Source organism: Delftia sp. PE138 (assembly GCF_018320755.1).
GTDB classification, from domain to species: domain Bacteria; phylum Pseudomonadota; class Gammaproteobacteria; order Burkholderiales; family Burkholderiaceae_C; genus Comamonas; species Comamonas tsuruhatensis.
Window position 1 is genome coordinate 572,643 of sequence record NZ_JABEPN010000002.1, and the last position, 20,671, is coordinate 593,313.

A 20,671-nucleotide genomic window follows, 5' to 3' on the forward strand; every position below is an offset into this window, starting at 1 on the left:
GTATTGATGAATCGATAAAAATTTATTGTAAAACGATAAAAAATTCATGTCCAAGAAAAACTCTCATGTCAGCGAGACACCGGCCACCCAACTGCTGCGCGCGCACAAGGTGGAGTTCACCGAGCATCCCTATGAGTACCTGGAACACGGCGGCACCGAGCACAGCGCGGCCAGCCTGGGCCTGGACGAGCACATGGTGGTCAAGACCCTGGTGATGCAGGACCAGGACGCCAGGCCGCTGATCGTGCTCATGCACGGCGACTGCAAGGTCTCCACCAAGAACCTGGCGCGGCAGATCGGCGCCAAGAGCGTGGAGCCCTGCAAGCCCGAAGTCGCCAACCGCCACAGCGGCTACCTGGTCGGCGGCACCTCGCCCTTCGGCACGCGCCGCGACATGCCGGTCTATATCGAAGAGAGCATCCTGGCGCTGCCGCGCATCGCCATCAACGGCGGGCGCCGGGGCTTTCTGGTGCAGCTGGACCCGCAGGTCTGCGTGCGGCTGCTGGATGCACGGCCCGTGCACTGCGCGCTGGCAGAATAGATGCCCTGAAGAAATGAACACGACTTGCGCACACGGGAAGGCGGCCGCCGCCTCCACCGGGTTCGCGCAGGTCCTGATGAAAAACATGTGTCGGCGATCAGGGAGGGCGGGCCATCAGGGCCGGCCGGATCGCGCGCCGGCGCTCCACAGACCGGCCAAGGACTTCAATTGAACGCGCTCTACCCCCTTCTCGCCACCGTGGCGGCCTACCTGATCGGCTCGCTGTCGTTCGCCGTCATCGTCAGCCGGGCCATGGGCCTGAATGATCCGCGTACCTATGGCAGCGGCAACCCCGGCGCCACCAATGTGCTGCGCTCCGGCAGCAAGGCGGCAGCGGCCGTCACCCTGCTGCTGGACGCCGCCAAGGGCTGGCTGCCCGTGGCCCTGGTGCAATGGTTCGGCAGCCGCTTCGGCATGGGAGATGGCACGGTGGCCATGGTGGCGCTGGCTGCCTTCCTGGGCCACCTGTACCCGGTGTTCTTCCGCTTCAAGGGCGGCAAGGGCGTGGCCACGGCCCTGGGCGTGTTGCTGGGCATCAGCGTCTGGCTGGGCCTGGCGGTGGCGCTGACCTGGCTGATCATTGCCGTGTTCTTCCGCTATTCCTCGCTGGCGGCCCTGGTGGCCTCCGTGTTCGCTCCCGTCTACTACCTGCTGTGCAGCGGCGTGGTCTGGTATGCCGAGACACCGATTGCCGCCGCCATCGTCGCCATGGCGGCCCTGCTGATCTGGCGCCACCGCGAGAACATCCAGCGCCTGATGGCCGGCAAGGAATCCAGGCTGGGCAGCAAGAAGGCCGACCCGGCAGCCGCCGCGGCCAAGCCCGGCACGGCCAAAGGCAAGCCGCATTGACCGTCGTCGCCGCGCCGCGCACCACGGGCGCAGCTTGCGTGCGGGGCGTGGCCGGCCGGTCACGCTCCAGGCCCTCTCTTCACTGACGACCTTCACACATGGCATCCAGTCCATCGCAGCGCGTGTACCGCGCACCATGCCCCGGCTGCGGCGCGCCCGTGGAATTTGCCAGCGCCCAGGCCAGCTATGCCGTCTGCGAGTTCTGCCGCAGCACCGTGGTGCGCCAGGGCGATGTGCTGCAGCGCCGTGGCTCCATGGCCGAGGTCTTCGAGGACTACAGCCCCCTGCGCATCGGCGCCACGGGCCAGATGCTGCGCAACGGCAAGCCCGAGCACTTCACCCTGGTCGGGCGGCTGCAGCTCAAGAGCGAGGCGGGCGCCTGGAGCGAATGGGTGGCCGCGTTCAGCGATGGCGCGCTGGGCTTCCTGAGCGAGGACAACGGCCAGTTCGTCTGGTCCTGGCCCTGGGAGGCCGAGGCCCTGCGTAACGGGCCGTTCAAGGCCTCCGACTGGCTGCTGGGTTCGCAGCGTGTGCTGGGCGGCAAGAGCTTCACGGTCAGCAGCGTGCAGAACGCGCGGCTGGTATCGGCCCAGGGCGAGCTGGCGCAGCTGCCCGAGCCCGGCACACCGTACCGGCTGGTGGAGCTGCGCAGCGAGCAGGGCCAGGTGCTGTCCGTGGACTTCTCCGTCCAGCCGCCCGCGCTGAGCCTGGGCGAGCGCGTGGTGCTGGACGACCTCAGGATGCAGGGGCTGCGCGACGGCGCCTCGCTCAAGGGTGAGCAGGGCCGGCACTTCAACTGCCCCAAGTGCGGCGCCGTGGTGCCCGTGCGCTTTTCCACCACCAAGAGCCTGAGCTGCCCCAGCTGCGGGTCGCTGGTGGACCTGAGCCAGGGCATTGGCAAGGAATTGGCCTATGCGGAACAGAACGAGCCCGTGCGCCCGGCCATCCCGCTGGGCAGCAAGGGTGTGCTGGAAGGCCAGCAATGGCAGGTGGTGGGCTTTCAGCACCGCATGGGCCAGGAGCCTGGCGACGACGAGAGCTTTGGCTGGGAGGAGTACCTGCTGTTCAACCAGAAGGCCGGCTTCGCATTCCTGGTCGATTCCTCCGATGGCTGGAGCATGGCCCGCGTGACCACGGGCGTGCCCAAGCTCTCCAAGAACCGCAGCACGGCCAAGTACATGGGCCGGCAGTACCAGCTTGAATCGCGCTACACGGCCGAGACCACCTACGCCCTGGGCGAGTTCTACTGGCCCGTGCAGCGCGGCCAGACCACGCGCAATGTGGACTATGTGAGCGCAGGCGCGCAGAACAAGGCCTTCCTGGCCAGCGAGACCGAGAGCGGCGAGACCACCTGGTCGCATGGCAGCGCCGTCTCGGCCACCACGCTGGCAATGGCCTTCGGCCTCAAGCAGTTGCGTGACCGCTCGCAGGTCGGTGTGATGTCGGGCAGCCGCTTCGGGCTGTGGACCATCATCATCGGGCTGCTCATCCTCTGGCTGGTGTTCGTCACCTTGCGCGGCTGCGCATCGCGCCCCAACTGCGACCCCAATACCGACGCCAACTGCAACAGCTACACCCGCAGCAGCGGCGGCTCCTGGGGTGGCTACACCTCGGGCGGCAGCCACAAGTAAACAACGGAGAAACTGATCATGAACTTCGACTGGCTCAACCCCGCCGCCTTCTTCGGCTCGATCCTCTATGCGCTGGTAGGCGTGGTGGTGTTCTGGCTGTGCTTCTTCATCATCGACAAGATCACACCCGTGGACATGTGGGCCGAGATCGTCGAGAAGCACAACAAGGCGCTGGCCATGGTGGTGGCCGCCATGTGCCTGGGCATCAGCATCATCGTCGCGGCCGCTATCCACTGAACGGGGCCGCCTGGCCCCCGCATTCCCCATCTCCTGCCGACACGCAGCCCGCCTGAAAAGGTGCGGCTGCGCTGCGCATGGCGGCGTTGCTGCGTTGCAACAAATTCCTTGTTGATAGTGAGTTTGCAAATGATATTCGTTTGCATTCTAAATAAAATCGCCCCCTTCATTCGAAGAGAGGGTTTCCATGACAGACCATCAAGCTGCCCGCAGGGCAAGGCTTTCAGTGGGTGTGACCGCTGGCATCATCACCACCGCGCTGGCGGGCGGGGTCCATGCCCAGGAGGCCGCTCCAGCCGATCCGGCCCTGGCACAGACGCAGACGCAGACGCATCCTCAACAGGCCCACACCCTGCCCACGCTGCAGGTCAACGCCTCCCAGTACGACCCTGACGACGTGCGGCCCGAAGGCGTGACCACGGCGACCAAGACCTACCTGGCGCCCAAGGACATCCCGCAGACCATCGACACGCTGGAGGTCAACAAGTACAAGAGCTACGGCATCAACGACCTGGCCACCATGCTGGACGGCGTTCCCGGCGTGAACACCAGCTATGACATGCGCGGCGAAGGCGTGTACATCCGAGGCTTCAAGGCCGACGAGAGCGACATCTACCGCGACGGCGTGCGCGAGAGCGGCCAGGTACGCCGCAGCACCGCCAATGTGGAGCGCATCGAGATCCTCAAGGGCCCGGCCTCGGTGCTCTATGGCCGCAGCGCGGGCGGCGGCGTGGTCAACATGGTGAGCAAGCAGGCGCGCTTCGACGCCAAGAGCAGCATCACGCTGCGCGGCGGCTCCTGGGACAACGTGGGCGGCACCATCGACATCAACCGCGTGCTCAACGAGAACGTGGCCGTGCGACTGACGGCCGACCGCGAGCAGGCCCACAGCTTCCGCGAAGGCATACGCAACCGCAACGAGATGGTCTCGCCCAGCATCCTGGTGGACTCGCGCACGGGCTGGCGCTGGACCGGCCAGTACACCTATGACAACGTCTGGCGCGTGCCCGATCGCGGCCCGGTCTACGACCAGCTGCCGGCCGGTGTCTCCATCCGCAAGGGCTTTGCGGCGCCGGGCGACTATGTGGAAGACCGCCTGCGCGTGCTGCGCTCCGACCTGTCCTACGACTTCAACAACCGCTGGAGTCTGCGCTGGGTGGCCAGCAAGCGCGAGGCCAGCCAGGATTTCGACCACTACTTCGCCGGCACCTATCGTGCCGCCACCGGCAAGATCACGCCCAACTACGCCTGGCAGCAGACCCGCAACACCACGCTGTCCAACACGCTGGACCTGACGGGCAAGTTCAGCACGGGCAGCATCAAGCACGACCTGCTGGTGGGCCTGGAGGCCAGCGAGGAAGAGCGCGCGCCGCGCGTCGGCCAGCCCGGCAGCACCTTCGCCTATGACCCGTTGCAGCCCATCGTCTGGCTCAGCCGTCCGGCGCAGGGCAAGCCGACCCAGGACAACTATCACAAGGGCAAAGGCCAGGCGCTGTACATGCAGGACCTGGTCAGCCTGACCGAGCAGTGGAAGCTGCTGCTGGGCCTGCGCTACGACAGCTATGACTTCCAGAGCACCAACAAGATCGCCAACCTCACGCGCAAGACCGACGGCAACGGCTTCAGCCCGCGCGTGGGCGTGGTGTGGCAGCCGGTGCGCGAGCACAGCTTCTATGCGTCCTGGAACAAGAGCTACTCGCCCTATGGCGGGCGCGGCATCCTGACCGTGGAAACCGCCGTGGGCGCGGTGCCGGACGACGAGCCCCAGTACTCGCGCCAGTCCGAGGTCGGCGTCAAGAGCGACTGGCTGGGCGGTGCGCTGTCCACCCAGGTCTCCGTCTACCAGCTGGAGAAGTACAACATCCGCTACCGCCCCGATCCCGAGAATGATCCCTACACCTGGGCCATCCGGGGCAAGGACCGTTCGCGCGGCATCGAGTTCAGCGCGGCCGGCCGCGTGGCCGGTTCCTGGTATGTGCGCGGCGGCGTGGCCTTCATGCAGGCCAAGGTGGCTGAAGACGCGCAAAACCCCGCCAACGTGGGCCTGTACCTGCGTGACACGGCAAAGCGCAACGGCAACCTGTTCCTGCGCTATGCGCCCAAGGGACCCTGGTATGGCGAAGTCGGCGTGACCTACACGGGCAGCCGCTTCACCAACGCCGCCAACACGGCCATCCTGCCCGGCTACTCGCGCTGGGATGCGCTGGTGGGCTGGCGCCAGGACGCCTGGACCGTGACCGTGGCCCTGTCCAACCTGTTCGACAAGCAGTACTGGCGCTCCAGCTCCATGCCGGGCGCACCGCGCAGCGTGCTGGTCAGCGCCAACTACCAGTTCTGACGGAACCCCCAGGAGGCGCGCGGCGCCTTCTCCCGTTGCACGGCGCCTCTCGCGCACACGGGGGGCGCATCGCGCACAATACCGGCCGTGCAAACCTCAGCCTCTCTTGCCGGCGCGCAGCCGGCGCGCCCCATCGACATCGCCCTGCTGGTCAGCGTCTTCGTGATCGCGGCCTGCGGCCTGCTCTATGAGTTGGCTGCGGGCGCGCTGGCTTCCTATCTGCTGGGCGATTCCGTCCTGCAGTTCTCCACCATCATCGGCAGCTACCTGTTCGCCATGGGCATAGGCTCCTGGCTGTCGCGCTATTTCGAGGACCACCTGCCTGCGCACTTTCTGCGCATCGAGCTGATGGTGGCCCTGATCGGCGGTGCGTTGCCGGCCACGCTGTTCATTGCCAATGCCTACGCGCCCGGCGCGTTCCGGTTCCTGCTGTACGGCATGGTGCTGGTGGTGGGCACGCTGGTGGGGCTGGAGATTCCGCTGGTGATGCGCATCCTCAAGCGCAATGTGACGCTCAAGGACCTGGTGTCCCAGGTGCTGACCTTCGACTACCTGGGGGCGCTGGCCGTGTCGCTGGCATTTCCGCTGCTGCTGGTGCCCAAGCTGGGCCTGGTGCGCACGGGGCTGCTGTTCGGCTTCATGAACGCGGCGGTGGCGGTCTGGGCGCTGCTGCTGTTTCGGCATGAACTGCGGCGCCCGCGCGCCCATGCCCTGGCCTGCGCGGCCGTGCTGGCCCTGCTTGGCACGGGCATCTGGGGAGCCGACCATCTGACGCGCCTGGCCGACGACCATTTCTACCAGGACCGCATCGTGCTCTCCAGCAGCTCGCCCTACCAGCGCATCGTGGTGACGCAGGGACGCCAGGGCGCGCGGCTGTACCTCAATGGCAACCTGCAGTTCGCGCAAGGCGACGAGTACCGCTACCACGAGGCCCTGGTCCATCCCGTGATGGCCGCGCATGGCGCGCCCAAGCGCGTGGCCGTGCTGGGCGGCGGCGACGGCATGGCCGTGCGCGAGGTGCTCAAGTACCCCTCGGTGGAGTCGGTCACCCTGGTGGAGCTGGACCCGGCCATGACCGACCTGTTCAAGGACAATGCCATGCTGCGCCGGCTCAACGGCGATGCGCTCAGCGATGCGCGCGTGCGCATCGTCAACACCGATGCCTTCCACTGGCTGCAGCAGGGCGCAGACACCTTCGACGTGGTCATCGTCGATTTCCCCGACCCGACCAATTTCGCCATCGGCAAGCTGTTCACCAACAGCTTCTATGCCTTGCTGGACAAGCGCCTGGCCGCCAGCGGCTACGCCGTGGTGCAGACCACGTCGCCCCTGATCGCGCGCAAGAGCTACTGGACCGTGGTGCAGACCATCGAATCCATCGGCCTGCAGGCCACGCCCTACCACGCCCATGTGCCCAGCTTTGGCGAGTGGGGCTTCGTCATCGCCAGCCACCGGCCCTGGCGCGAGCCCGATGCACTGCCTGCGGGCCTGCGTTTTCTGAGCGCGCAGACCATGGCGCTGATGTTCGACTTTCCGCTGGACATGGCGCGTGTGCCGGCCGAGGTCAACCGCCTGTCCAACCAGGTGCTGGTCAATACCTACGAACGCGAATGGGGCAGGGTGGAGCGTTGAGCCCCGACCGCCCGTCTTTGTGGAGCCGGCGCCAATGGCTGCAGGGCCTGGCCGGCGGTGCGGCCGCAGGCCTGGTCGGCTGCACGCCAACGCCGCCTCGTCTGGAAGACCTGCCTGGTGGCTTCAGCGGCGTGGCGCTGGAGCGTGGCCATGCCTTGCGCGCGTTCTGGCAGCGATTGGGCCAGGGCCTGGCGCTGCCGGCGCCGGCCGTGGTGCACCGCGCCAACGTGGTGATTGCCGGTGGCGGCATGGCGGGCCTGGCGGCTGCGCGGGCGCTGGAGCTGTCGGGGGTGCAGGGTGTGGCACTGCTGGACACGCAGCCGGCCATGGGCGGAAACAGCCAGGGCGGCAGCATGTCCGGGCTGGCCTGTCCTTTGGGCGCCCACTATCTGCCCTTGCCTGGCGACGATGCATCCGAGGTCCAGGACTGGCTCGAGGCCCTGGGCCTGCGCCAGCGCCGCGCAGGCCGCTGGCAGTACGACGAGCGCCATCTGTGCCACAGCCCGCAGGAGCGCCTGTTCTGGCAGGGCGCCTGGCATGAGGGCCTGCTGCCCGTCGATGGCGTGGCGCCGCGCACGCTGGAGCAGTACGAACTCTTTGCGCGCAGCGTGGCCCAGGAGATAGACAGGGCGCCCTTTGCCATGCCGTCCATCCGCGTCTGGCAGCGCCAGGGCCGGCTGCCCGCCGCCCATGCCGCGCTGGACGGCCAGACCATGCAGGCCTGGCTGGCCAGCCAGGGCATCGATGATGCGCAGCTGATCTGGTATCTGGAGTACTGCTGCCGCGACGATTTCGGCGCGGGCCTGGCGCGGGTGTCGGCCTGGGCAGGCATTCACTATTTCGCCAGCCGCCACGGCTTCTCGGCCCCGCGCCGCCAGGATGAGCGCACGCCCGAAGACGCGGGTGATGCCGTGCTGACCTGGCCCCAGGGCAATGGCTGGCTGTCGCAGCAACTGGTGGCCGGGCTGGGCTCCACCGACCTGCAGACCGATTGCAGCGTGCTATCCATTGCCGAGAGTGCCGATGGCGTGGAGATCGACGTCTACCACCACGGTCGCCAGCAGCACGAGCGCTGGCTGGCCGCGCGCTGCATCGTGGCCCTGCCCAGCTTCATCGCGGCACGCGTGGTGCGCGATGCGCCGGACTTCCTGCGCGCGGTGGCGGGCCGGCTGGACTGGGCGTCCTGGCTGGTGGCCAACATCCATCTGCAGCGGCCGCTGGCCGACCGGCCCGGCGCCGATCCGGCCTGGGACAACGTGCTGTTTGCCGATCCGAATGCGGGCGGCCTGGGCTACGTGGACGCGGGCCACCAGGGCCTGGACCGGCTCACGCCCCGGCCCACGGTGCTCAGCTACTACCAGGCGCTGGGCGACTGGCCTGACGGGCGCGCCCAACTGCTGGGCCAGCCCTTCGGCTTCTGGCGGGACCGCATCGTCGGCAGCCTGCTCGTCCCCCATCCCGACCTGCTGCACAAGGCCACGCGCATGGAGATCACGCGCTACGGCCACGCCATGGCCATACCCCGGCCCGGTGACCAGCAACTGCTCAGCCAGGTGGCGCTGCAGTCGCTGCACCGGGGGCGCAGCGCGCTGTGCGCCGGCGAGCGCGTGGCCCTGCTGCCCACGCCGGGCACGCGCCGCCTGTGGTTCGCACATTCCGACTGGGCCGGCTACTCGGTACTGGAGGAGGCCTTCACGCGTGGCCACCATGCGGGCCTGTGGGCTGGCGCGCGGACCTGACACGGGCCGCGGCGCCGGTGTCGCGCGCTTCAGGCGCCAGATCGTTCAGACAGGCCCGGGCATCTGCACCATGCGGTACAGCGACTGGCTGCCGCGTGCGGCCAGCACGCCCAGCTGGGCCAGCGTGCGCGGGTCCAGCTCCAGCGTGATGGCGGCGCGCGCCAGTGCCGAGCGGATGCGGGGGCCGTCCTCGCCTTCATGGATGACGGGCGGATACAGGCTCGCGCCGTCGGCGCCGATCACGCTGGCCACCAGCGGCGGCTGCGGCGGCTCGCCACGGCGCAGCACCACGGCGATGTCACCGTTGTCCAGCCGCACATAGGTGCCCGGCGGGCACAGGCCCACGGCGCGCACCAGCGCGAAGCCCACCTCGTCGGAGTAGCGCTGCTGCTGGGTGAGCGCGCGCAGCGACTCGGCGGCGCTGCGGCCTTCGCGTGACTTGCGCGGGCTGATCAGGGCGGCGTAGCGGTCCACCGTGCCCAGGATGCGGACCAGCCGCTGCACGGGCGCCAGCGTGGACAGCGGCTGCTGCGGCACGGCCTCGTGGTGGTGGCCCACCAGCTCCAGCCACAGCGCATCGTTGACGAACAGCCGCGCCAGCAGGGCCTGGCTGTGCAGCGGGTGGCGCTGCACGGCCTGCTGCTGGGCGGGGGTCAGCGGCTCGCGCTGCAGCGCCAGTTCGTCCTGGAGCGCGTTCATGCCGATGTTCATGGTCAGTGCGCCATACACCAGGGTGCGGTGTTCGGACTCGTCCAGGCGCAGCTCGCGCGCCAGCACATGGCACAGGCAGGCGCAGACCAGGGCATGGGAGGCGCTGTAGCCCACGGTGGACGAGCAGGCGCGCTGGAACATCAGGTACAGCGCGGCATCGCTGTCGTGGGCGATCAGCTCCTGCAGCCACAGGTCGATCTGCTGCAGCTTGACCAGGAAGCCCTGCACCTGCAGCGGCGCGGACAGCAGCACGGACAGTGCGGCCTCCAGGTCGGACCACAGGCCCAGCAGGTCTTCGTAGGAATCGTCGGGGCGTCGGCTCATCGTTGGCGGGGTGCGGGAAGCGGGGCGCATGCAGGCCGCATCAGCGCCGCTCCAGCACCATCTCGCTGCCCTGGCGGGTCATCTGGACGTGGGCAAGAAAGCTGTTGCCCAGCAGCACATAGGGCATGGGAAGAGGGGCGACCACGGCGTCCACACCGAAGACCTCGACATCGCCCACGCGCACCGAATCCAGCCGCAGGCGCCAGCCCTGGGCATCGCCGTTGGCGGTGCGCATCATCACCGGCTGGCCCTTGAGAAAGGGCAGGCCCATGCGTTCGGCGTCGGACCGGCCGATGGCGACCGAGCTGGCGCCCGTGTCCACCATGTAGACCATGGTCTTGCCATTGATCTGGCCGCGTTCGATGAAGTGCCCCCGGTTGTCGGCCTTGAGCACCACGCGCCGGCCGAGCGCGGGATCGCCCGCCGCCGCGCCCCGGCCGCCCAGGCTGATGGGCGCCTCGCCCAGGCGCAATGTCTGGCGGCGGCCCTTGATTTCCACCTCGGCCGTGTCACCCGATACCTGCAGCACGCGCACGTCCTGCAGGCTGTCGCCCGCCGCCAGCGCGCGCGGCGTGCCGCCGTCTATGACCAGCAAGGCCTTGCTGCCCAGCACGCCGCTGAGCGCCACGGACTGCGCCGTCGCCGATGGTGGAGCCAGCGCGGCCGCTGCGGCCAGGCTCAGAAGTACGGCACGTAGGTGGCGCATGGGGTGGCTTGTGGCGCAGAGGCGGGTGCCAGGCGATCAGTCGCGGAAGTTGTTGAAGGACAGGGGATGGTCGGCCAGGTCCTTGCGGATCAGGGCCATGGCGGCCTGCAGGTCGTCGCGCTTGGCGCCGGTGACGCGCACGGCGTCGCCCTGGATGGCGGCCTGCACCTTGAGCTTGCTGTCCTTGATCAGCTTTTGCAGCTTCTTGCCCAGCTCGGCCTCGATGCCGTTCTTGACCTTGATGGTCTGCTTGAGCTTGTCGCCGCCGATCTTCTGGGCCTTCTGGATGTCCAGGAAGCGCACGTCCACGCTGCGCTTGGTCAGCTTGTTGCGCAGGATGTCCTCGACCTGCTGCAACTGGAAGTCGGCATCGCCGAACAGCGTGATTTCCTTGTCCTTGAGCTCGATGGCGGCCGAGGTGCCCTTGAAGTCGAAGCGTGTGCCGATTTCCTTGGCGGTGTTCTCCACGGCGTTCTTCACTTCGACGAAGTCGGCTTCGCACACGGTGTCAAAAGAAGGCATGGCAAATATTTCCTGTAAATGTTCTGAAAAAGTACCGCAGCGCGCGGCCGGGCGATGCGGGCGCGGGGCCGGCGGCGCAGGGAGGCGGTGCGACAATCCGGTCGATGTTAGTCGAGAAAAATGTTCCGCTGCAGCATTGCAACAGCTTCGGCATCGCCGCCCGTGCCCACACCCTGGTGCGCGTGCGCAGCGACGAGGACGTGCGTCATTTCCTGGCCGATCCGCTGTGGGGCCGCCAGCCCGTGTTCGTGCTGGGCGGCGGCAGCAATGTGGTGATCACGGGCGACGTCGATCCCGTGGTCCTCAAGATGGAGATAGCGGGCATGCGCCTGCTGCGCGAGACCGATCGCCACTGGATCGTCGAGGCCGGTGCCGGCGAACGCTGGCACGACCTGGTGGCCTGGACCCTGTCGCAGGGCTACGGCGGCCTGGAGAACATGGCGCTGATTCCCGGCACCGTGGGCGCGTCGCCGGTGCAGAACATCGGCGCCTACGGATTGGAGCTGCAGGACCGGTTCGAGTCGCTGGATGCCATCGACCTGGCCACGGGGGAGTCCTTCACGCTGGATGCCGCGCAATGCGCCTTCGGCTACCGCGACTCGGTGTTCAAGCATGCGCCGGCCGAGCCCACGCCCGTGGCGCGTGCGCGCATGAGCGGCGTGCCGCCGCGCGGCATGGGCCTGAAGGGGCGTGCCGTGATCACGCGCGTGCGCCTGGCCCTGCCCAAGGACTGGAAGCCCGGCCTGGGCTACCTGGACCTGCAGCGCCGCCAGGCCGAGGCGGGCGTGGCCGAGCCCACGGCCCGCCAGATCTTCGACTGGGTGTGCGAGATCCGCCGCGCCAAGCTGCCCGATCCGGAGCACATCGGCAACGCGGGCAGCTTCTTCAAGAACCCGACGGTGACGCCCGAGCAGTGCGCCGACATCATTGCGCGCGAGCCCCGCATCGTGCACTACCCCATGGACGACGGCTCCATCAAGCTGGCCGCCGGCTGGCTGATCGATGCCTGCGGCTGGAAGGGCAAGTCCATGGGCCGCGCCGGGGTGTATGACAAGCAGGCCCTGGTGCTGGTCAACCGGGGCGACCGGCACAGCGTGGACAGCAGCGTCACGGGCGGCGAGGTCATGACGCTGGCCGGAGCGATACAGACCAGCGTCTACGAGCGATTCGGCATCCGCCTGGAGCCCGAGCCCGTCGTAGTCTGAGCGGCCTTGGGCGGTCCTTGGGCGGTTCTTGAGGGGCACGGCGGCAAAAAAACAGCGGCCCGCAGGGCATTGCCGCCTGCGGGCCGCTGCGCATCAGCGCCTCAGTGGGCGGAGTGACTGCGCCAGTCCATATAGTCCTTGTCGGTCATCAGCACCCACAGCGCGAGCACCAGCACCACGATGCCCGACACCACGGCATTGCGCATGGCGTCCATCTGGCCGGCAAAGCCCAGCACCCAGGGCGAGATCACCATCCACAGACCCAGCAGGCCTTCGGTCCATTCCTCCCACGCGCGGGGCATGAAGATGGCTCCCAGCGCAGCGGCAATCAGCGCCAGTCCGATGACCACGCCGTTGGCCGTGGGCGCCATCTGGTCCTGGAACCCCAGCACCCAGGGCGAGACTGCCAACCAGACTCCCAGCAGGACGTTGAGCGGGTCCTGCCAATGCTTCATGTATTTCATGGCTGCACCTCCTGCCGCCACGACGAATGAGGGCGGCAGCTGGTTGGATCAAGGGCGCAGCATGCAGGTTCCATGAGGATTTTTGCGAAAGTGCATGCTTACCATGGCATCTCGCCCTTGTTCACCTTGGCGCCGATGTCCAGCGACAGCGCCATGCCGGCCTGCGGGTAGGCCTGCTTCATGGCACCGATCAGCTCGGCGCTGTTGCCGGCCTTGGCGGCGGCGGCCTCGAAACGCTGGAGATAGTCGCGTGTATAGGCGATGGCGCTGGCGTCCATGGCCGTGCCGGCCTGCATGTGGCCGGGCACGACGACAGCGGGCTTGAGGGCCTGCATCTCGTCCAGCTGCGCCAGCCAGGCCTTGCGCTCGGCGCTCTTTTGCGTGTCCGCTGTCCAGACATGCAGGTTGCCGAACACGCCCACGTTGCCGACGATGGCCTGCAGCGCAGGCACCCAGACATAGGGGCGGTGGGCCAGCGGGCCGGTGGTGCCGCGCAGCTCCAGCGCCTGGCCGTCCACCATCACCGTATTGCCTTGCAGGGCCTCGGGCAGCACGGGATGGCTGGGGGCGTTGGCGCCCATCTTGGGGCCCCAGAAGGCCAGCTTGCCCTGCAGCTTGGACTCGATCTTCTCGCGCACGGCCGGCGTGGCCACCACCTTGGCCTGCGGGAACAGGCTCTTGAGCACCTCGGCGCCGAAGTAGTAGTCGGGGTCGGCATTGCTGATGAGGATGGTGGTCAGCTGCTTGCCGCTGTCCAGCACGTTGGCGGCAATGCGCAGGCCGTCGGCGCGGGTGAAGCCGCTGTCCACGACCACGGCCTCCTTGGCACCGGTGATCAGGGTGGAGGTCACGGCAAAGCTGTGTTCGTCGGCCTGGTAGACCTTCATCTGCAGCGGGGCGGGCGCCTGGGCGTGGGACAGGCCGGCCGACAGGGCCAGGGTGAGCGAAAGCAAGGTGGTGCGAAGCATGTCGATTTCCTTTGAAAAAAGCACAAGACAGAAAGCGGGTGGCAGCGCCGTGCTGCCATGGGTGGTACTTTAGTTTTTGAAATCGAGCAGATAAACGGCAAAATATGCGCTTGTTTGTTGCAGAAATCGAGCATATCCATGGACCGATTGCTGGCGATGCAGGTGTTTGCCACGGTGGCCGAATGCGGCAGCTTCACGGCGGCGGCCGAGCGGCTGGACCTGTCGCGCGCCATGGCCACGCGCCATGTGGAGTCGCTGGAGCAGTGGCTGGGCGCGCGCCTGCTGCACCGCACCACGCGCCGTGTCTCGCTCACCGATGCCGGTGCGCAGTGCCTGCGCTACAGCCAGCAGATGCTGGCCCTGGCCGATGAGGTGCAAGGCGAGATGCGCGCCAGCGACAGCCAGTTGCGCGGCCTGCTGCGCGTGACCTGCAGCATGTCCTTCGGCCATGCGCAGATGGCGCCGGCCATTGCGCAGTTCATGCGGCTGCACCCGCACCTCAAGATCGACCTGCTGGTGGACGACGGCGCGCTGGACCTGGTGCAGCAGCGCATCGACCTGGCCATACGCATCAGCGCCGATCCGGGCGCCGCACTCATCGGCCGGCCGCTGGCCGTCTGCGAATCGGTGCTGGTGGCCTCGACCGCCTATCTGGATGCGGCTGGCCGGCCGCAGGCACCGGCCCAGCTGCAGGCGCACCGCTGCCTGGGACACATGCGCGTGGGGCGCAATGTCTGGCAATTGACTCGCCGTGACGATGAAAGCGATGAGCAGCAGATCGCCGTCACCACCTGGTTCAACGCCAACGAAGCCACCGTGCTGGCCGCCGCTGCCGTCGAAGGCGCCGGCATTGCCTTGCAGCCAACCTACCTGGTCCAGCCCATGCTGCAAAACGGCCAGCTGGAGCTGGTGCTGCCCGACTGGCGCCCGCAGCCGCTGACCGTGCATGCGCTGTACAGCTCGCGCCGCCATCTGCCGGTGGCCGTTCGTGCGCTGCTGGATTTTCTCGTGCAGCGTTTCGAGGGCGCGCACTGGTAGCAGGGGCGTAAAAAAAGCCGCCTTGCGGCGGCTTGTGGGATGCAAGTGTGCGATTTTCTGGCCCATGGCGTCGCGTGCTTGGCGGGCGCGTCCCATGCCAGGGACGCCGAGCAAGGGCCGCCCCGCAGCGAGGGCGTCGTCCCCCTCCCTCGCGAAGCGAGTAGAGAGGGGGAAGCGGCGTCAGCCGCTCAGGGGGTGTAGGTCATTCCTTGCCGCCCAATTGGGGCAGGGCGGTGCTGGTGCCCAGGGACAGCAGGCCGGCCTTGGCGTAGATGGCCAGCTTGTCGCGGGTGTCCATCAGGTCCAGGTTGCGCATGGTCAGCTGGCCGATGCGGTCGGCGGGGCTGAAGGGCGCGTCCTCGACCTTTTCCATCGACAGGCGCTCGGGCGCGTAGGTCAGGTTGGGCGATTCGGTGTTCAGGATGGAGTAGTCATTGCCGCGGCGCAGCTCCAGCGTCACGGTGCCGGTCACGGCGCGGGCCACCCAGCGCTGGGCGGTTTCGCGCAGCATGATGGCCTGCGGGTCGAACCAGCGGCCCTGGTACAGCAGGCGGCCCAGGCGCAGGCCGTTGATGCGGTACTGCTCGATGGTGTCCTCGTTGTGGATGCCGGTCACCAGGCGCTCGTAGGCGATGTGCAGCAGGGCCATGCCGGGGGCCTCGTAGATGCCGCGGCTCTTGGCTTCGATGATGCGGTTCTCGATCTGGTCGCTCATGCCCAGGCCGTGGCGGCCACCGATGCGGTTGGCTTCCAGGAACAGCTCCACGGGATCGGCGATTTCCTTGCCATTGAGGGCCACGGGGCGGCCTTCTTCGAAGGTCACCGACACTTCCTCGGCCTTGACCTCGACCTCGGGCTTCCAGAACGCCACGCCCATGATGGGGTTGACGATGCGGATGCCGCTGTTCAGGAACTCCAGGTCCTTGGCCTCGTGCGTGGCGCCCAGCATGTTGCTGTCGGTCGAGTAGGCCTTCTCGGCGCTCATCTTGTAGCCGAAGCCTTCCTTGGTCATGAAGGCCGACATCTCGGCGCGGCCGCCCAGCTCGTCGATGAAGGTCTGGTCCAGCCAGGGCTTGTAGATCTTCAGCGCGGGGTTGGTCAGCAGGCCGTAGCGGTAGAAGCGCTCGATGTCGTTGCCCTTGAAGGTCGAGCCGTCACCCCAGATGTTGACGTCGTCTTCCTTCATGGCGGCCACCAGCATGGTGCCGGTCACGGCACGGCCCAGGGGCGTGGTGTTGAAGTAGGTGATGCCGCCCGTGGAGATGTGGAAGGCGCCGGCCTGGATGGCGGCAATGCCTTCGCCGGCCAGCTGCGCGCGGCAGTCGATCAGGCGGGCCTGCTCGGCACCGTACTCCATGGCCTTGCGGGGGATTTCGTCGTAGTCGGCCTCGTCGGGCTGGCCCAGGTTGGCCGTGTAGGCGTAGGGCAGGGCGCCCTTGTTCTTCATCCAGCGCAGGGCGGCGCTGGTGTCCAGGCCGCCCGAGAAGGCGATGCCGACCTTTTGGCCGACGGGGACGTTTTGCAGGATGGTTTCCATACGATGCTTCTCTCAATAACGATGGCGGCTGGCGTGCGGGACGCGGCTGCCGGAAAACACGGAAGGCGCCTGGGCGCCGTCAGGTCGAATGCGTCGGTCTGCCCAGGCGCTCAGGCGCTCTTAGGCGTAGTGGCAGATGTAGTGATAGGCCTCGGTCACGCGGATGTCGAACTTGGAGTTCGCAGGCACCTGGAAGGACTCGCCGGCCTTGGAGGTCAGCCACTGGTCCGTGCCGTCGAGCTTGTACTCGCAGGAGCCGGCCACGCATTCCATGATCTCGGCGGCGGCCGTGCCGAAAGTCAGCTGGCTGGGCAGCACCACGCCCGCAGACTTCTTCGTGCCATCGGCCAGCGTGAAGCCATGGCTGATGCATTTGCCGTCGAAATAGACATTGGCCTTGGTGGTCAGGGTGATGCCAGAGATGGTTTCGGTGGTCATGGAAGCTGGGCAGAGGGTGGACTAAACCGCCCATTTTAGGCCAGCACCCGGCCGCTGCCCGTACGTGCTGGCCGCCGCCATGCAAAAAGCCCCTTGTCGGGGCTTTGCATGCGCAGGTCCGTCTCAGCGGCGCCAGCCATGACGGTAGCCGCCGCGCCAGCCGTGATAGCTGGGGCGCGAGGCGTAGTACACGCCGGCAGCAAGGGCTGCTCCAATCACCACGGGAGCCACATAGTCACCGGCCGAATACACGGGCTGCACAGGCTGGGGGGCGTAGTAGCCACCGCCGTCGTAGTAGTTGTTCTGGTAGACCACGGGCGGCGGCACGGGTGCGGTGGAGTACGCGGCCTGGGGCGGCTGGTTGGTGCCGTAGTAGCCGTTGCTGCCATAGGCCGCGCTGTTGGCGGCGGGCTGCACGCTCAGCGCGATCCAGTCCCCGGGCGGCGTGGTGGTACGCGTCGTGTAGTTGCGGCCTGCGTACTCGTAGACCACGTCATAGGCCACGGCGCGGTTCTGGTAGTAGGTCTGGGTGGTGCAGTTGCGCACCGTCTGGTACTGGGGCTGGCCCGTGGCCTCGGCCTGGTTGCCCAGCATAGCGCCGCCGATCACGCCGGCCGCCGTGGCGGCCGCGCGTCCGCCGCCATGGCCGATGGCATTGCCGACCACGCCGCCCGCCAGGGCACCCAGAACGGCGCCCGCGCCCGAGGTGCGCTGGCCGGTATAGACGTTTTCATCGCGGCAGACCTGCTGGGGCACGGCCACCTGCTGGGTCACCGGGGTCACCGACAGCACCCGGCCTTGCTCCTGGGCCAGGGCCACGGTGGCGGTCGTGGCCGCCAGCGTCAAAAGAACCAGGGATTTCATGATTGCACTCCTGTTGCGCTGGCGGTATTTCCTGCCAGGCTCCATGCAAGTGTATTCCTCGGGCCTGGAAAGCAGTTTGCGGTCGCGTAAATCCACGTAATAAGCTGTTCCAGGCCTGATGGCAGAGTCAGCGCTTGCCCCCGTGGGCCATCTCTGCCCAGGCGTCGGGCGCAAAACCCACGGTGATGCGTCCCTGCGGCCATTGGACGACCGGGCGCTTGATGACGCTGGGCTGCTGCTGCATGAGGGCTGCGGCACCGGCCGCATCCTGGGCGGCGGCCTGGGTGTCGGCATCGAGCTTGCGCCACGTCGTGCCTTGGCGGTTGAGCAGCTTTTCCCAGCCGACAGCCTGCATCCAGGCGGGCAACTGCTCGGCGGGAACACCCTGTTTCTTGAAGTCGTGGAATTCGTAGGCGATGCCCTGGTCGGTGAGCCAGGCGCGGGCCTTCTTGACGGTGTCGCAGTTGGGAATGCCGTAGAGCGTCACAGTGTTTGCAGTGGTCATGATTGGTTGCAGTTGCCGCAGTCAATGGATGGCGAGGACCCCATAAGGACACTGTCCCTGGGTAACAATAGCGCGCAGTATGCACACCTCATTTCCCACATTGGATGCATGGCTCGCCTATTGCGAGCGCCTGCACCCCAAGAATATTGCGCTGGGCCTGGATCGCGTGCGCGAAGTTGCCCAGCGCCTGGACCTGCGTTTCGACTGCCCCGTGATCACGGTTGCGGGCACCAACGGCAAGGGCTCGACCTGCGCCATGCTGGAGGCCGTGGCGCTGCAATCGGGCTTTCGCCCCGGCGTCTACACATCGCCGCATCTGGTGCATTTCGAGGAACGCTGCCGCGTGGGCGGCGAGATCGTGAAGGCCGCCGAGCTGCTGCCGCAGTTCGAGGCCGTGGAGCAGGCGCGCGTGCAGGGCACGGAAGTGGCGCTCACCTATTTCGAATTCACCACGCTGGCCATCCTGCGGCTGATGAGCCAGTCCAGGCTGGATGTGGCGATTCTCGAGGTGGGCCTGGGCGGGCGGCTGGATGCCACCAATGTGATCGACGCCGATTGCGCCGTCATCACCAGCATCGACATCGACCATGTGGAATTCCTGGGGCCGGACCGCGAGAGCATCGGCCGCGAGAAGGCCGGCATCATGCGCGCCGGCCGGCCTGTGGTGGTCAGCGATCCCATGCCGCCGCAAAGCGTGCTGGACCATGCACAGGCCATTGGCGCCGATCTCTGGCGCCTGGGCCAGGACTTCAATTTCTCGGGCGACAAGCAGCAGTGGGGCTGGGCCGGACGCGGGCGGCGCTATGCCGGTCTGGCCTATCCGGCGCTGCGCGGCGCCAACCAGCTGGTCAATGCATCGGGTGCGCTGGCCGCGCTCGAGGCCATCCGCAGCCGCCTTCCGGTCACGGCCCAGGCCGTGCGCACGGGGCTGGCCATGGTCGAGCTGCCGGGCCGTTTCCAGATCATTCCGGGCCAGCCCACGCTGGTGCTGGACGTGGCGCACAACCCGCATTCGGTGGCGGCGCTGACGGCCAACCTCGATGCCATGGGCTACTTTCCCTGCACGCATGCGGTCTTCGGCGCCATGCACGACAAGGACCTGGCGCCCATGCTGGCCAGGATTGCCCCGTTGATCGACCGCTGGTATCTGACCGACCTGCCCACGCCGCGCGCCGAGAGCGCCGAGGTGCTGCGCCAGAAGATCGAAGCCCTGCCGCCCGCGCCGGGCGTGCCGCGCGAGATCTCGCTGGCCACCTTCGCAAACCCGCAGCTGGCGCTGGATGCCGCGGTTCTTGCAGCAGGTCCCACTGATAGAATCGTGGTCTTTGGCTCGTTCTTCACGGTGGGCGGCGTGCTGCAGGACGGCCCGCCCCGGCTGAACGCCAAGCATCTGGGCACCTGAATCCAGTGATCCGCACCGCAAACGGCCATCGTGGCTGCCTGTGGTGGCCGATCTGAACGAGTCCGCACTCCATGGCATTTTTCAATTTTCGTTGGCCCGGCAAAAAAGACGACGGTGATTCGTCGTCCGCATCGAGGCGGCCCACACGGCTGGGACAGGCGGAAAGCGTCGATGTCATGCGCCGCCGGGCGCGCCACCGCCTCATCGGCGCTGCCGTGCTGGTCCTGGCGGGCGTGGTGGGTTTCCCCCTGCTGTTCGACACCCAGCCGCGTCCGATTCCCGTGGACATCCCCATCGAGATTCCCGACCGCGACAAGGTCGCTCCTCTGGTCGTGCCCGGCGCCAATGCCGTGGACGCCCATCCGCACCAGGGCGCGGCTTCCCCGGCAGGCCGCGTGTCGGCCCAGGCCTCGCTGGGCGCCGACGAGGAAGAGGTTCCCATGGGCAGGCCTTCCGTGCCCGTGGCGCCGGCCGTCTCGCAGGTGGCTCCGGTCAAGCCGGAAGCAAAGCCCGAAACCCGGCCCGAGGCAAAGCCTGAGCCCAAGCCCGCCGCCAAGCCTGAGACCAAACCCGAGCCCAAGCCGGAACCCAGGCCCAAGCCCGAGCCGGCCAAACCCGAACACAAGCCGGAGCCCAAGCCCGAACCCAAACCCGAGCCGAAGCCAAAGCCCGAACCCAAGCCCGAACCCAAGCCCGAGCCGTCCAGGAGCGACGACGCCGCGCGTGCCCGGGCCCTGCTGGAAGGTCGCAGCGCACCGGCGGCGCCGGCGGCTGCTGCGGCGACGAACGAGCGCTTCATCGTGCAGGTCGGCGCCTTCTCCGATGCCGGCAAGGCCCAGGAAATCCGCGCCAAGCTGGAGCTGGCGGGCCTGAAGACTTTCACGCAGGTGGTGGACACCAAGGACGGCAAGCGCACGCGTGTGCGTGTGGGTCCGTTCAACGGCCGTGCCGAAGCCGACAAGGCGGCGGCGCGCGTCAAGGGCCAGGGCCTGCCGGCGTCGGTGCTCAAGCTCTGAGGCG

General features: G+C 67.6%; 20 protein-coding genes. 11 read left to right on the forward strand and 9 right to left on the reverse strand.

Annotation, left to right across the window (positions count from 1 at the left end):
- The first annotated feature begins 46 nt into the window (after positions 1 to 46).
- The 7 genes from ybaK to HFGMBDPB_RS11585 all read left to right on the forward strand — a co-directional run bounded on the left by ybaK (position 47) and on the right by HFGMBDPB_RS11585 (position 8,967).
- The gene (gene ybaK / locus HFGMBDPB_RS11555) at positions 47 to 541 is read left to right on the forward strand and encodes a Cys-tRNA(Pro) deacylase (RefSeq protein ID WP_017404114.1); all 495 of its coding nucleotides are present in this window, start codon (positions 47 to 49) and stop codon (positions 539 to 541) included.
- Between the two features lie 168 nt (positions 542 to 709).
- Complete coding sequence (gene plsY / locus HFGMBDPB_RS11560; protein ID WP_016451416.1) at positions 710 to 1,390, forward strand: glycerol-3-phosphate 1-O-acyltransferase PlsY; 681 nt, start codon at positions 710 to 712, stop codon at positions 1,388 to 1,390.
- A gap of 98 nt (positions 1,391 to 1,488) precedes the next feature.
- Complete coding sequence (locus HFGMBDPB_RS11565) at positions 1,489 to 3,021, forward strand: DUF4178 domain-containing protein (RefSeq protein WP_016449241.1); 1,533 nt, start codon at positions 1,489 to 1,491, stop codon at positions 3,019 to 3,021.
- A gap of 18 nt (positions 3,022 to 3,039) precedes the next feature.
- Entirely contained in the window at positions 3,040 to 3,258 is a 219-nt protein-coding gene (locus tag HFGMBDPB_RS11570) for a DUF350 domain-containing protein (RefSeq protein ID WP_016449242.1), read from the forward strand.
- Positions 3,259 to 3,445: 187 nt separating this feature from the next.
- Positions 3,446 to 5,596, forward strand: a complete 2,151-nt coding sequence (locus HFGMBDPB_RS11575; protein WP_212645420.1) for a TonB-dependent receptor — start codon at positions 3,446 to 3,448, stop codon at positions 5,594 to 5,596.
- Between the two features lie 87 nt (positions 5,597 to 5,683).
- On the forward strand, positions 5,684 to 7,228 hold the full coding sequence (locus tag HFGMBDPB_RS11580) for a polyamine aminopropyltransferase (protein WP_212645421.1): 1,545 nt from the start codon (positions 5,684 to 5,686) through the stop codon (positions 7,226 to 7,228).
- Positions 7,207 to 8,967: an FAD-dependent oxidoreductase gene (locus tag HFGMBDPB_RS11585; RefSeq protein ID WP_212645422.1), complete on the forward strand. Its 1,761-nt coding sequence runs from the start codon at positions 7,207 to 7,209 to the stop codon at positions 8,965 to 8,967. The genes HFGMBDPB_RS11580 and HFGMBDPB_RS11585 overlap by 22 nt, the downstream gene beginning before the upstream one ends.
- Positions 8,968 to 9,012: 45 nt before the next feature.
- Here the strand turns inward: HFGMBDPB_RS11585 and HFGMBDPB_RS11590 are convergent, their stop codons facing one another.
- Genes HFGMBDPB_RS11590 through HFGMBDPB_RS11600 form a run of 3 tightly spaced genes read right to left on the reverse strand, consistent with a single transcriptional unit; the run spans position 9,013 to position 11,230 of the window.
- A complete protein-coding gene (locus HFGMBDPB_RS11590) occupies positions 9,013 to 10,002 on the reverse strand; it encodes an HD-GYP domain-containing protein (RefSeq protein ID WP_016451420.1) in 990 nt (329 codons plus the stop codon).
- 40 nt (positions 10,003 to 10,042) lie between these two features.
- Entirely contained in the window at positions 10,043 to 10,708 is a 666-nt protein-coding gene (locus HFGMBDPB_RS11595; protein ID WP_016449247.1) for a retropepsin-like aspartic protease family protein, read from the reverse strand.
- A gap of 36 nt (positions 10,709 to 10,744) precedes the next feature.
- Complete coding sequence (locus HFGMBDPB_RS11600) at positions 10,745 to 11,230, reverse strand: YajQ family cyclic di-GMP-binding protein (protein ID WP_012206580.1); 486 nt, start codon at positions 11,228 to 11,230, stop codon at positions 10,745 to 10,747.
- Between the two features lie 104 nt (positions 11,231 to 11,334).
- Between HFGMBDPB_RS11600 and murB the strand changes: the two genes are divergently transcribed.
- Positions 11,335 to 12,435, forward strand: a complete 1,101-nt coding sequence (murB, locus tag HFGMBDPB_RS11605; RefSeq protein WP_016449248.1) for a UDP-N-acetylmuramate dehydrogenase — start codon at positions 11,335 to 11,337, stop codon at positions 12,433 to 12,435.
- A gap of 101 nt (positions 12,436 to 12,536) precedes the next feature.
- Here murB and HFGMBDPB_RS11610 read toward each other — a convergent pair whose 3' ends face one another.
- Together HFGMBDPB_RS11610 and HFGMBDPB_RS11615 are read right to left on the reverse strand one after the other, a co-directional pair.
- Positions 12,537 to 12,899, reverse strand: coding sequence for an SPW repeat protein (locus HFGMBDPB_RS11610; RefSeq protein ID WP_016451422.1), 363 nt, complete (start codon positions 12,897 to 12,899; stop codon positions 12,537 to 12,539).
- A gap of 98 nt (positions 12,900 to 12,997) precedes the next feature.
- Entirely contained in the window at positions 12,998 to 13,867 is an 870-nt protein-coding gene (locus HFGMBDPB_RS11615; RefSeq protein ID WP_017407584.1) for an MBL fold metallo-hydrolase, read from the reverse strand.
- A 138-nt stretch (positions 13,868 to 14,005) separates the two neighbouring features.
- Between HFGMBDPB_RS11615 and HFGMBDPB_RS11620 the strand changes: the two genes are divergently transcribed.
- Positions 14,006 to 14,905 carry a LysR family transcriptional regulator gene (locus HFGMBDPB_RS11620; protein WP_026062941.1) on the forward strand — a complete coding sequence of 300 codons (900 nt, stop codon included), beginning with the start codon at positions 14,006 to 14,008 and terminating at the stop codon, positions 14,903 to 14,905.
- 202 nt (positions 14,906 to 15,107) lie between these two features.
- Here HFGMBDPB_RS11620 and argG read toward each other — a convergent pair whose 3' ends face one another.
- From argG to HFGMBDPB_RS11640, 4 genes are all read right to left on the reverse strand, one after another.
- A complete protein-coding gene (argG, locus tag HFGMBDPB_RS11625; protein ID WP_016449252.1) occupies positions 15,108 to 16,442 on the reverse strand; it encodes an argininosuccinate synthase in 1,335 nt (444 codons plus the stop codon).
- A gap of 120 nt (positions 16,443 to 16,562) precedes the next feature.
- Positions 16,563 to 16,880: a pyrimidine/purine nucleoside phosphorylase gene (gene ppnP / locus HFGMBDPB_RS11630; protein WP_016449253.1), complete on the reverse strand. Its 318-nt coding sequence runs from the start codon at positions 16,878 to 16,880 to the stop codon at positions 16,563 to 16,565.
- A gap of 123 nt (positions 16,881 to 17,003) precedes the next feature.
- The gene (locus HFGMBDPB_RS11635; protein ID WP_016449254.1) at positions 17,004 to 17,744 is read right to left on the reverse strand and encodes a glycine zipper 2TM domain-containing protein; all 741 of its coding nucleotides are present in this window, start codon (positions 17,742 to 17,744) and stop codon (positions 17,004 to 17,006) included.
- Positions 17,745 to 17,871: 127 nt separating this feature from the next.
- A complete protein-coding gene (locus HFGMBDPB_RS11640; protein ID WP_016449255.1) occupies positions 17,872 to 18,249 on the reverse strand; it encodes an ArsC family reductase in 378 nt (125 codons plus the stop codon).
- A gap of 79 nt (positions 18,250 to 18,328) precedes the next feature.
- Between HFGMBDPB_RS11640 and folC the strand changes: the two genes are divergently transcribed.
- On the forward strand, positions 18,329 to 19,651 hold the full coding sequence (gene folC, locus HFGMBDPB_RS11645; RefSeq protein WP_016449256.1) for a bifunctional tetrahydrofolate synthase/dihydrofolate synthase: 1,323 nt from the start codon (positions 18,329 to 18,331) through the stop codon (positions 19,649 to 19,651).
- 71 nt (positions 19,652 to 19,722) lie between these two features.
- A complete protein-coding gene (locus HFGMBDPB_RS11650; protein WP_212645423.1) occupies positions 19,723 to 20,667 on the forward strand; it encodes an SPOR domain-containing protein in 945 nt (314 codons plus the stop codon).
- The last annotated feature ends 4 nt before the right edge of the window (positions 20,668 to 20,671 follow it).